Origin of the sequence: Streptococcus oralis (assembly GCF_026782235.1) — a bacterium.
Lineage (GTDB): Bacteria > Bacillota > Bacilli > Lactobacillales > Streptococcaceae > Streptococcus > Streptococcus oralis_CC.
The window spans coordinates 189,317-201,360 of sequence record NZ_JAKUWE010000002.1 but is presented as its reverse complement, the minus strand read 5'-3'; the positions used below and the strand labels follow the sequence as shown (position 1 = coordinate 201,360).

Genomic DNA, 12,044 nt, shown 5'->3' with positions numbered 1-12,044 from the left:
TATACCACTCTAAAAATAAAAATCAATATCTTGTGTTAAAAATCCTAAAATTTTTAAAATTCCACAAGATATTGATTTCGTTATTTGAATTTATAAAGCTTAAACTCGCTAGTATCTGTCTGAACAAGCTCATAGTTTTCACTGAGCCAGCTCTCTACATCTGACCACAAGGCAACTTTTTGATTGACCATAATCATCTTCGGTTCATTCTCTTTCAGGTCATTCATCAGTTTGGTTTTATTTTCGTCACTTGCAGTATAAAGTGTTGGCGTCACTAGAGAGGTCGGTGCTAAGCGTTCACTTGTACGATAGAAATCTGGACGATCATCCCATGCATAGACACGATCTTCAGAACTCGTTTGTTGTTTGACTACACTAGCAAGTCGCTCTCTCTCCTGATAAGTCACTGGGTGCGAAAGGTAGCGACTCGCGATAGGGAGAACAATGAGGTAGACAAGGGTAATCAGTGGTAGATAGAAATTTCCTTTAAGGAAGGAGGATTTCTTCTCACGTCTTCTTCTACGACGACTGCCTCCCTCAGAAACATTTTCTTTGATCCCTGTCAGAAGGAGCAAGACCAAGAAAGGAATTAGTACCACAAGATGAGTACCGTTGATGGGTTCTTTGGAGAAAATCAAGAGCCCCAAAGAAAGCAATAAGCCCAAACTAGCAGCAATCGATAGGGAATATTGCTTAGCTGATTTTGACTGGAACAAACCAGAAAAGAGCAAACTAAGGGAACCTAGCCCAATAGCAAGTAAGCCGTAGAAGGCTGCATTTTCAAGCAAATGCGCATTTGAAAAGAAGCTAAGAGTATTTACTGGATACAAGGTCTGGCTAATGGCATCCCCAAAACTACCTGTTAATACTGTATAGTAGCCCAAAGGATAGAATAAGAGTGAGAACCCTAAGGCTGACGCAAAGAACTGATATAAACCATGAACAAAGTGACCTTTGCCTAGATTAAAGCCGATAATCCCCAAGGCTAGTGTAGCTGCAAATAAGGCTGTTGGGATTGGCGCAAGGAAGAAAGCAAGTGCAAGGCTCATACCAACACGTAAAAATCCTTTGTCATCGTTTGGATAAGCTAGATAGTTCGTAACAATGCTAAGTGAATAAAATAGGAAAGGCAAGGCTAGCAAGAGAGCATAGCCACCACCAAAAGCGAGACCTGCTACCAACAGATTAAACACAAACACAAGCTGCTTGGCTTCTTCTACACGGCCTGTAAGAGTATCCGCAGATTTAAAAAGAAAAACACCTGCTCCAAACAAGGCCAACCACTCAACCAAAGCAATCAGAATACTGCCTTGTGAAAGATAGGCAAGCAGGTAATAGAGCAATCCCTCCGTCCCAAAATAATCGGTATACATTTGACCATTTTGATGCAAGGCCCAACCGGTATAAAGATCCTGAGTTTGTTGCGGGCTTACTAAACCAAAAATAAGGGGGATAACCACAGAAATAGCTGTAGCCACTAAACTCCAAAGCAAGATACTAAAAAAGGGAATCGGAGCTCCTTCTCGCTTTTCTGGAACGGACCAGTCTTGGTAATGAGATTTTTCTTGTTTCTCATCTATTTTCCCGTATACATTCATTCAATTTCTCCTCTAAGTTTATCTGTTTTAGTATATCAAAATCTTACAGGAATGTCAGCTTGGGATTGATATTTGCTGAATTTCTTATCCAATAGCGCAAAGCGTTCGATTTCACGAAAACGGTGAAATAGACTATTTCTATACTCTCTGATAAAATCATCATCTTCTAGATTAAGCATGGTTTTCTCCTTTACTTATCTATTCGTAAGAAGACAAAAAAGATCTAGCCTTGGGCTAGATCTTGATGGATAGTTAGAGCATAGGCGCAAACAACTGGACAATTTCCTTGATCAGGCTTTGATACCAGCTTGTTTTGATGGTGTGGGGATAAATTTCTTGAGAAACTTTAAAAATCCCTTCGAAGTCCCTTTCAATATCGATGATGGACTGCGTCCTATAAAGCAAGACGGCATTTTCATAGTGGTGAAGCAAACTCCGATAGTCAAAATTGATGGTTCCCACAGTAGCTGCCTCTCCATCGACAAGCATTTGCTTGCTATGAAGGAATCCTGGGCTATACTCATAAATTCGAACCCCTGCAGATAACAAGTCTGGATAGGCTCCTCGAGTAACTAACTGAATAACCTTCTTATCTGGTATACACGGCGTTACAATTCGCACATCTACCCCTCTCAGAGCTGCATTTTTGATACTTTCTGTTAAATCATAGTCAGCAATCAGATAGGGAGTCGTGATGTAGACGTAGTCTGTAGCTTGATTGATAAGATTTTGATAGACCGTTTTTCCAACCTGGGCTCGGTAGATGGGTTTTGGTCCACTACTATAGGGAATGCAGAGCCCCATCCCATCTTTTGGTTGATTTTCGAGATGGTATTGGTCAAAGTCGCTAATTTCCCCACGGTTGATATACCAGGTTGATAAAAAGAGTCTAGTAAAAGCCTTGACCGCTGATCCATCTAGGCGAATACCGCTATCTTTCCAATAACCAAAGCGTTCGATATGGTTGATATACTCATCTGCCAGATTGACACCACCTGTATAGGCAATTTGACCATCAATAACCATGATTTTACGGTGGTCACGGTTGTTATAGGCGACGGTTAAGCGCGGAATCACCTTATTAAATTTATGGGCTTCAATCCCTCGACCGCGAAGGTGAATGGTATAATCTCCAGGCAAGGTTGCCATACAACCAATATCATCATAAAGGAGTTTCACCTCTACTCCTTGAGCTGCCTTTTCTTCCAAAATCTCCAAAATACTATTCCACATCAAACCTTCTTCGATGATATAGTATTCGAGAAAGATAAACTTCTCTGCTTTCTTGAGATCCTCTAGCATCTGATACCACATGCTTTTACCAGATGCAAAAAATTGGGTATCCGTTCGATTATAGACATCTGCATTCGTGTCCATACTGAGGAGAGATTTGATAACCCCGTAAGCCGACTTGTCTTGTTCTTTTAACTCCAAACGGAGAGCCCTGCTATTGTCCTCTCGGTAAACCATTGATTGGAGCTGCTTTAGCTGCTTCAATTCTTTTTTAGATAAACGGCGCTCTCCAAACATGATATAGAGCAAAGGGCCAAAAACTGGCACAAAGGCTACTAACAACCATGTTACCTTACTCTCAGGATTCATAGACCGATTGACAATCGATACAATGGTCGCTAAGCTCACTAAAATGACTAGGATTATCCAGATAATCGGTGCCATCTGCCCTAGATAGAGAAATAAACCAAAAACGATAAACAACTCTGCCAACATAATGGTAATACTAAAACCATACTTGGACATGAGTAGCTGCATTTTTCTAGCTGTCATACATCCCCTTCCTTTTCTAACATTCTCCTTAACTGCTTGATAAACTAATCTTTCTACTAGTATACCTCAGTTTAGGGGTAGATGGCAACCTTTTACCTTTTTCTATTCAAACTATTCCAAGAACTGCAAGATTCTTAAACTACATCCTCACTATACGAAGCGCTGTTCATTTTTTATATTTTTAACTAGGATATTAAGAGGCCTAAAAAGAACTACCAAAATGATAGTTCTTTCCAATATTATTTATATTTTGAGGAACAAGTCCCGTCTACTCTACTTGATTTTTAGAAGAGTTCTTTGTAGAGAGCAATGGTTTCTTCTAAAGTTGGCATAAATGGATTGCCTGGCGCACATGCATCAATCAAAGCATTCTTAGAAAGGTAGTCAAAGTCAAAGTCTTTTTCTTGGATACCGAGTTCAGTGAGTTTCTTCGGAATACCAACAGTTTCAGAAAGTTTCTCAATCTCAGCGATAGCATAGTCAGCGCATTCTTGGTCTGTTTTCCCCTCCACATGGAGTCCCAAAGCCTTGGCTACATTGCGGAATGCTTCTGGTACACGCTTGGCATTTTCACGTTCTACAACTGGGAGAAGCATGGCACAGCAGACACCATGTGGCAAGTTATATACCGCACCGAGTTGGTGAGCCATAGAATGAACATAACCCAAACCAGCATTGTTAAAGCTCATACCACCGAGGAAGATGGCATTGACCATACCCTCACGCGCTTCAATATCTTGGCCATTTGCCACAGCACGAGGAAGATACTCCTTGATGAGTTCAATCGCTCCGATAGAAAGTTTCTTGGTCACATTATAAGCACCTGGTGTTACCAAGGCTTCGACAGCGTGAGTAAGAGCATCCATACCTGTCGCTGCTGTCAATCCTTTCGGCTTTGAAAGCATGAGTTCTGGATCATTGACAGAGATAAGGGCAAGGCTATTCTTATCAACCATTACCATCTTGACCTTGCGCTCTTCGTCAGTAATAACATAGTTAATGGTGATTTCTGCAGAAGTTCCAGCTGTTGTATTGATCGCAACCACTGGCAAGCCTTTTTTAGCAGACTTGTGGAGACCTTCGTAGTCCTGTGGTTTGCCACCATTTGTAGCAATGATAGAGATACAACTAGCCGCATCCTGAGGAGATCCTCCCCCAAGACTGATGATGAAGTCACATCCATGCTCTTTCAGGACAGCCACTCCGTCTGTGACGTTCTTGCAAGTCGGATTTGGCTCCACATCGCTAAAGATTACATATTCGATCCCTTCAGCATCTAACGGTTTTAGGACTTTGGGTAAAATATCACTACCTTCGATGAACTTATCTGTCACCAAAAGGGCCTTCTTATACCCCAGTTCCTTGATATACGGACCTACTTCATTTACAACACCTTTACCAATAAGGTTAACTGATGGAACGTAAAATGTAGCCATACGCTTTTCCTCCTGCGCCTCTGCGCTATTTGATTATTTACTATAAGTATACGACCTTATAAGAAATTTTACAAATTTTTGTAAGCGATTTAAGTAAAAAGTTAGTAAAGAACCGCCAGCCTTTTTTCAAGAAAAAAAGCTCCAAAAAGATAGCTTTCATCTCATTGGAACTTTTACTTAATCATTATTTCTTCGTTAAGACTACTCGGTCAGATGCCTCTCGGTCCATATCATCGATAATCATTTGATTACCATTAACCGCATAAATTTTAATATCATCTCCGATAATGACACGTTGATTTTCTGGCTCAAAGGTGACTTGCTTGATTTCCTTATCTCCATCTGGTTCGACCTCAGTCCATGTACCAGTTTTGCCTGCTACAACAAGAGTGATCTGGTCGTTCTCATCTTTTCCAGTATAGGTACCATCAATATTAGTCAGTTGAGCTGCCGCAGCAGTGTCCTGGCTTGAGGACGCCTGTGGTTGACTAGCACTGGTAGCAGCACTAGAAGATGATTCTTGTTGAGTAGATGATTGTTGAGCAGATGGCTGGGTAGATGCTTGTTCCTTAGGTCCACAAGCTGCTAAAAGACTAAGAATTACTAAAGAAGCAATAGAAAGTGTGGATGTTTTCGTTTTCATAGCGACTTCCTTTCTTTTGTGCTAATGTATTCCTGAAATCGTTTTCGAGTTTTCCTACCCCCAGTATAGCAACTTAAGTCTAGAAGATCAACTAATCTCATGATCTCCCACCAAACCCGCTCGTACTTCCGAGATAAAATAGAGAGAGCCCGTCACAAAAAGCAAGTCCTGATTGTTGGCATTTTCTTCAAATTCGCTGATAAAATCACGATAAGAGTCAACCAGTTTATAACCAGAAACATCGCTTTCTTCCAAAGAACCTTGGTAGTCAAAGCCCGTTACCTTAAGTTCAACCTGAGGCAACTGCTCAGATAGATAGCCCAACATCTCTTGATAATCTTTGCGTTTAAGGGCACCAAAAAGGATGCAGACTTGATAGCCTTGTTGGATTTTTCCTTGGATAAACTCGACCAGACGAATCAAAGCTGGCAGATTGTGAGCCCCATCTAGGTAGATTTGCGGGCAAATTCGTTCCAATCGACCTGCCCAATGTGTCTCCTTCAAAGCCCGTCTGACAAGCTCTTCTTCGGCACCTTCCTCTCTTGACGCCATAAACAGAAGAAAAGTTTCTAAAGCCAAGGCGGCATTTTCTTGCTGATAAGCACCTTCCAAACTGGTTTCGAGCTGTGAAAAGCTTGCTAGGCTACTTGAAAAATCCCCCGCTTTCAAAGTGAAGTCTCGTCCAGCTTGATAAAGGTCTACGTCTAACTCTCTTGCTCTTTTTTGACAGACAAGTTTAGCTTCTGGAGCGAGCTTAGCAATGACTGCCTTCTTGCCAGCCTTGAAAATACCAGCTTTCTGCTCGGCTATTTCCTCCAGACTATCGCCCAAGGTCTCCTGATGATCTAGCCCAATCGAAGCAATAACTGCAATCTCTCCTGTTACGACATTAGTGGTATCAAGCAAACCACCAATCCCCACTTCTAGCAGGACTAGATCCACTCCCTGCTCTTTAAAGTAAAGTAAAGCAATCAAGGTCAACAACTCAAAGAAAGACAATTGATCATGTGTTTCTAAGAGAGTTTTTTCCATCTCCTTGACTTGGTTAGTTATACGGACAAAGTCTTCACCAGCGATTGGTTGCCCATTAATACAGATTCGATCATGAATACTGATGATATGAGGAGAGGTAAAAGTACCAACTTTTTTACCATGAGCAACAAACAACTCCCTCATAAAGGCAATAGTTGACCCCTTACCGTTAGTCCCTGTTACGTGGATAATCGGATAGGTCCTCTCAGGATTTCCCAGCAAATCCACTGCTCGCTGCATTCTTCCAAGTCCAGATCTAAAGTTTAAACCAATCCGACTATGAAGCCATTCTTCTACTTCAAACATACATGTCTCCTTAACAAAAGTCCAATCAACTACAGCATCAAAGTATGATTACAAATAAAAAACGAGGTCGGGACTAAAATCCCAACCTCTTACCTGGTTAGCTAATCACTAGCTACTATGAATTTCAACGTGGGCTAAAAACGTCCCCCGGACATTCCAACTCTTTCTAGTTTCTAGGAGTTGGGGTGATACAGTCTCCCAGACTTACCAGTTCTCTCTTATTTCAAGGAACTGGGGTAAAAATATCCCCCGGACTTACTTACGGTCTTTATTTTTAGCGTAAGGGTAAAAATGTTCACTGAACATTTTTACTCCTCCATAAAGCTGTTGAAGACTTCTTCAATCATGTTCCATTCGTCTTCTGAGTCTTCTGGGATTGGTTGCAATTCGCCTTCTGTTCCGTCTTCATTTTCGATGAATGAGTAAGCTTGGATTTCAACTTCACCATTTTCATCTTCTTCTGCGTTAACTGGCACTAGCAGAACATAGTTTTTATCAAATTCTTCTTTCCCATCGATGGTCAAAAGAATTTCAAACAAGGTTTCATTTCCTTGCTCATCTACTAGTGTAATCAATTCACGTTCTTCGTGGTCATGGTTGTGATCGTGTGACATAGTTTCTCCTCTGTCTTAAAATTTTCTATCTAAATAATTTTGCAAAATCAGCTGAGCAGCCAACTTATCAATAACTTTCTTGCGTTTGTTACGGCTGATATCTGCTTGTTCAATCAACATACGCTCCGCAGCAACGGTCGTCAAGCGCTCATCCTGATAGTCTACTGGCAAACCAAAGAGTTCTTCTAGCTTGGTACCATAGGCTTGACTGGCTTCTACCCGCGGACCGCTGGTATTGTTCATGTTCTTTGGCAAACCTACTACAAAGCGTTCTACCTTATAGCTATCAACCAATTCCTTGATCCGGTCAAAACCAAACCGGCCCTGATCCTCATTAATCTGGATGATTTCAAGTCCTTGAGCAGTGAAGCCTAGTGGGTCGCTAATGGCAACGCCCACTGTTTTTGAACCGACGTCCAATCCCATAATTCTCATAGATTATAGATCGACTCCTTGTCCTTTAAGGTAGTAGCGTACCAATTCTTCAACAATTTCATCACGCTCATACTTACGGATTTGATTTCGTGCATTGTTATAACGAGGAACGTAGGCAGGGTCTCCACTCAATACATAACCGACGATCTGGTTAATCGGATTGTAGCCCTTGTCATTCAATGAAGCATAGACATCTGTCAACGTTTCGCTAATTTCTTTCTTATTGGAATCATCCAATTTAAACCGTACAGTTTCTTCAGTAAATCCCATTCTAACACCCTCTTTCCTTAGAATAGTACTATTATAGCACATTCCCTGACGTTCTACAAATAAGTCAGTCTATTTATTTGGATTTTCTATTGTTCTGTCGCCCCATTTGCCACTCTATCTGCAATATATTGGCTAGGTTCGTTTTTTAAGAGATTTTCAAGACCGATATTTTTTAAATATTCTATCTGAGATGCCTTTTTGACATCCAATACTTGAAAATCATAAGTCGTTGTAGTCTGGATTTCTGTCTCACTGAGTAGCTTGGTTTCCAGTGTAAATCCTGCTAGTTTGCGTGCCTCTTGGATGGTCTCATCCTTCTCTTCAGCTTCTTGAAGCGCTTTTTGCGTCTCCTCTAAGCCATTTTCAGAGATAAAGTTCTTGAGTTCATCCCCAACAGGTCGTTTTTGCTGGATGGTTAAGGTTAAAAACTGAGTGCCTTTATAAGTAATCGTTTGAATCTGTTGCGTCCCATTTTCCGACTTTGGCATCAGCAGTGTCTTGGTGATCACCGTATTTTTTTCGGCATTATCCAAAACAGGAAGGTTGGATTGGAGAGGTTCAGACTCCGATGTTGAAGGAGAGGTCGCCTCCTTTTTTTGCCCACACCCAGCAAGTAAAAAGAAGAGGGCCAAACTAGCAATTAGTAACTTTTTCATAATTCCTCACATGATTTTTGAAAAAAGAGCAAACAAGGCCAGGAGTCACTCCCAGCCTTGATGTTTTATAGAGCTGCACGTAGACGTGCTTCTGCATTTTCTACATTACGGACAGAGCGTGGCAAGAAGGCACGGATATCATCTTCTTTATAGCCGACTTGCAGGCGCTTCTCGTCAACGAGAATCGGACTCTTTAAGATCCGTGGTGTTTCCATGATTAAGTTGAGCACTTCATTGACACTCAAATCCTCGATGTCAACTCCAAGTGCCTTAGCGTAGCGGTTTTTTGACGAAACGATACTGGCAACTCCATTATCTGTTTTCGTGAGAATATCTAATAACTCTTCTCTTGTAATTCCTTCTTTACCGAGATTTTGTTCTTTATAACTTAACTGGTGGGCATTGAGCCAGGTTTTCGCTTTTTTACAGCTAGTACAACTTGAGACTGTATAAATTTTGATCATGTACCTACCCCTTTCGCTACATGTTACTATCAGTTTAGTCTATTATACCATAAAAAGCATCCGACTTGCGACCTATTTTTAAAAAAAAATTAACTTTTTTCGCGATTTTCGTACTTTTTTCTTGACAAAATCAATTTATAACCAACTTTTAAATTTTTTGATATACAATCGTTTTACAACTGTAACACTTATCATATAGAGAACGATAATCAAAAGCAAAAAGAGAAAATAAATTGGTTCCAAAGGGGTTAAATGAAGCAGGTTAGCAATTGCAGAATAGGGAAGGAAGGTCACAAAACTAGCTGCTAGTAAGGTTGTCCCAAGAACCAACCATGACGGACGACTTTGTAAGAAAGGAAGTTTTGCTGAACGAAGCATATGGATAACCATGGTTTGGGACCACATGGATTCAATGAACCAACCTGTCTGGAACAAGATGATAAAGCCCGTTGCAGACTCTGCTCCGTGAGCATAGGCTTGGCCTGTCGCCATTGGGACAATGACAAAATAGAGCAAGATAAAGGTCAAAATATCAAAGGCAGAAGAAATCGGACCCATCCAAATCATAAAGCGAGTAATAGACTTGGCTTCCCACTTATGAGGATGTTTCAAAAAGTCTTCATCCACATTATCAAATGGCAAGGCAATGCAAGAAAGGTCGTAGACGAGGTTTAACACAATCAAGTGAATCGGAGCCATAGGAAGGAAAGGTAAAAAGATACCAGACACTAAGAGTGAAAGAATATTCCCGAAATTAGAGCTGACCGTCATCTTGATGTATTTGGTCATGTTGGCATAGACCTTACGCCCTTCAACCAGCCCTTTTTCAAGCACCATCAAATCCTTATCTAGCAAAATGACATCAGCTGTCTCTTTGGCAATATCTACTGCTGTATCAACAGAAATCCCCACATCGGCTACTTTCATAGAAGGGGCATCATTGATCCCATCTCCCATATAGCCGACACAATGTCCATTAGATTTGATTTGTAAAATGATTCGTGCTTTTTGATCCGGAGAGAGTTTGGCGAAGACCGTCACCTTCTCAACTGCTTGGGCCAACTCTTCGTCTGTCATGGCATCAATATCAGAACCCAACAAGATTTGATCAACGTCTAAACCAACTTTTTCGCATACTGCTTGGGTTACTTTCTCATTATCCCCCGTCAAGATTTTGGTTTGAACACCATGCTCTAACAAAGCTTGGATAGCAGGTGCTGCAGATGGTTTTGGTGGATCTAGGAAAGCAAGATATCCTGTTAGAATCATCTCCTTTTCATCTTCAACAGAGTAAGCAAAACCTTCTTTTAGGCCTGTTTTATAAGCGACTCCCAAGACTCGCAAACCTTGCTGATTGAGTTGGTCTACTTCTTTTAAGATTTCCACTCGGATATCATCCGTCAGAGGACTAATCTGACCTTGATATTCCACATGGGTTGAAATCGCAAGCATTTCCTCTAGGGCACCCTTGGTTACCAAACTAACAGCTTCGTTCTCATCCTTGACGATGACACTCATCCGTCTGCGTTCAAAATCAAAGGGCAATTCATCTATTTTTTGAAAGGTTTGATCTAGATTTTGCAAGAGTGCGTGTTCTTTGGCTTCTTTTTCCGTACGTTTAATGATCGCTCTGTCCATTAAATTTTTCAAACCAGTTTGAAAATAGGAATTGAGATAGGCACGTCTCAACACAGATAAATCCAAATCTCCATGTATATCCAAAGGATATTCAAGGACAATTTCGTCTTGGGTAAGGGTTCCAGTTTTATCCGTACACAGGATATCAATAGCACCTAGATCTTGTATGGCATTGAGTTTTTTGATGACGACTTTTTCCTTGGCCATGATAATGGAGCCTTTTGCTAGACTGGCCGTGATGATCATGGGAAGCATCTCAGGTGTAAGCCCGACACCCACGCTCAAAGCAAATACGCCAGCCTCTAACCAATCTCCATCCGTCAAACCATTGGAAAGAAATACGATGGGAACCATGACCAACATCAAGCGGATTAAAAGCCAGGAGATACTATTCATATCCCGTTCGAAAGAGGTAGGCTCGTCATAAGTATTGAGAGTCTGCTCTATTTCCCCCATCATGGTGTCATCACCAACTGCTAGAATCAAAGCCTTGGCACTTCCTGATATCACGTTGGTTCCCATAAAGGCGAGCGCTTCTGCTTCTAGCAGACTATCAAAATTTGACTGACTCATTTTTGACAAAGCCAATTTTTCAACCGAATCACTTTCACCTGTCAAGCCAGACTGTTGAACAAAGAAATCACGTGATTCAATCAAAAGGAGGTCTGCCGGAATCATATCTCCAGCACTCAATTTGACTATATCTCCAACGACCAAATCCTCAATCGCGACCTCTAAACTCTGGCCTTCGCGAATAACCGTAGCTGTATTCACAATCATTTTTGAAAGATTGGTCGCAGCTTTGTCGCTTCGCAGTTCTTGGACAAATCGAATGCCACCAGAAATGAGGACTAGGACAACGATGATGATAGAGGTCGTCGGATCTTCTTGCCCAGGCTTCGCCAACCAGACGTTTGTCACCATGGAGATCATAGCGATGACCAGGAGGATGATTGTAAATGGATTGATAATAGATTCGTAAATTTTTTTGAGGATACTGTCTTCCTGACCCTTGGTGATGGTGTTTTCACCATATAAATCACGATTCTTTTCTATCTGTTCCTCAGTCAAGCCTGTTAGACTTGTCTTATAAAAAGATAGAGTTTCGTTTAAAGGTGTATGAATAGCTGCTGCTAATCTTTCTTTTGTAGTTTTCATTGGTTTCTC

The 12,044-nt window shown here is 41.2% G+C and carries 12 protein-coding genes; all 12 read right to left on the bottom strand.

What is annotated here, in order from left to right:
- Nucleotides 1-80 precede the first annotated feature (80 nt).
- The 12 genes from MK396_RS01430 to mgtA all read right to left on the bottom strand — a co-directional run bounded on the left by MK396_RS01430 (nt 81) and on the right by mgtA (nt 12,035).
- Entirely contained in the window at nt 81-1,598 is a 1,518-nt protein-coding gene (locus tag MK396_RS01430) for a damage-inducible protein CinA (RefSeq protein ID WP_268723451.1), read from the bottom strand.
- Between the two features lie 35 nt (nt 1,599-1,633).
- Entirely contained in the window at nt 1,634-1,777 is a 144-nt protein-coding gene (locus MK396_RS01425) for a hypothetical protein (protein WP_162838152.1), read from the bottom strand.
- Nucleotides 1,778-1,850: 73 nt separating this feature from the next.
- On the bottom strand, nt 1,851-3,383 hold the full coding sequence (gene cls, locus MK396_RS01420; RefSeq protein WP_268723450.1) for a cardiolipin synthase: 1,533 nt from the start codon (nt 3,381-3,383) through the stop codon (nt 1,851-1,853).
- Between the two features lie 284 nt (nt 3,384-3,667).
- Entirely contained in the window at nt 3,668-4,819 is a 1,152-nt protein-coding gene (locus tag MK396_RS01415; protein ID WP_217970505.1) for an iron-containing alcohol dehydrogenase, read from the bottom strand.
- A 184-nt stretch (nt 4,820-5,003) separates the two neighbouring features.
- Nucleotides 5,004-5,462, bottom strand: coding sequence for an SP_0198 family lipoprotein (locus tag MK396_RS01410; RefSeq protein ID WP_268723449.1), 459 nt, complete (start codon nt 5,460-5,462; stop codon nt 5,004-5,006).
- Nucleotides 5,463-5,549: 87 nt separating this feature from the next.
- On the bottom strand, nt 5,550-6,800 hold the full coding sequence (locus MK396_RS01405; RefSeq protein ID WP_268700389.1) for a bifunctional folylpolyglutamate synthase/dihydrofolate synthase: 1,251 nt from the start codon (nt 6,798-6,800) through the stop codon (nt 5,550-5,552).
- Between the two features lie 308 nt (nt 6,801-7,108).
- A complete protein-coding gene (locus tag MK396_RS01400) occupies nt 7,109-7,414 on the bottom strand; it encodes a DUF1292 domain-containing protein (protein WP_268700390.1) in 306 nt (101 codons plus the stop codon).
- A 15-nt stretch (nt 7,415-7,429) separates the two neighbouring features.
- Nucleotides 7,430-7,849, bottom strand: a complete 420-nt coding sequence (gene ruvX / locus MK396_RS01395) for a Holliday junction resolvase RuvX (protein ID WP_084939404.1) — start codon at nt 7,847-7,849, stop codon at nt 7,430-7,432.
- A 3-nt stretch (nt 7,850-7,852) separates the two neighbouring features.
- Nucleotides 7,853-8,119, bottom strand: a complete 267-nt coding sequence (locus tag MK396_RS01390) for an IreB family regulatory phosphoprotein (protein WP_000507059.1) — start codon at nt 8,117-8,119, stop codon at nt 7,853-7,855.
- Between the two features lie 86 nt (nt 8,120-8,205).
- Nucleotides 8,206-8,775: an SP0191 family lipoprotein gene (locus MK396_RS01385; RefSeq protein WP_268723448.1), complete on the bottom strand. Its 570-nt coding sequence runs from the start codon at nt 8,773-8,775 to the stop codon at nt 8,206-8,208.
- A gap of 65 nt (nt 8,776-8,840) precedes the next feature.
- Nucleotides 8,841-9,239, bottom strand: a complete 399-nt coding sequence (gene spx / locus MK396_RS01380) for a transcriptional regulator Spx (RefSeq protein WP_268723447.1) — start codon at nt 9,237-9,239, stop codon at nt 8,841-8,843.
- Nucleotides 9,240-9,374: 135 nt separating this feature from the next.
- The gene (gene mgtA / locus MK396_RS01375) at nt 9,375-12,035 is read right to left on the bottom strand and encodes a magnesium-translocating P-type ATPase (RefSeq protein ID WP_268723446.1); all 2,661 of its coding nucleotides are present in this window, start codon (nt 12,033-12,035) and stop codon (nt 9,375-9,377) included.
- Between the last annotated feature and the right edge of the window lie 9 nt (nt 12,036-12,044).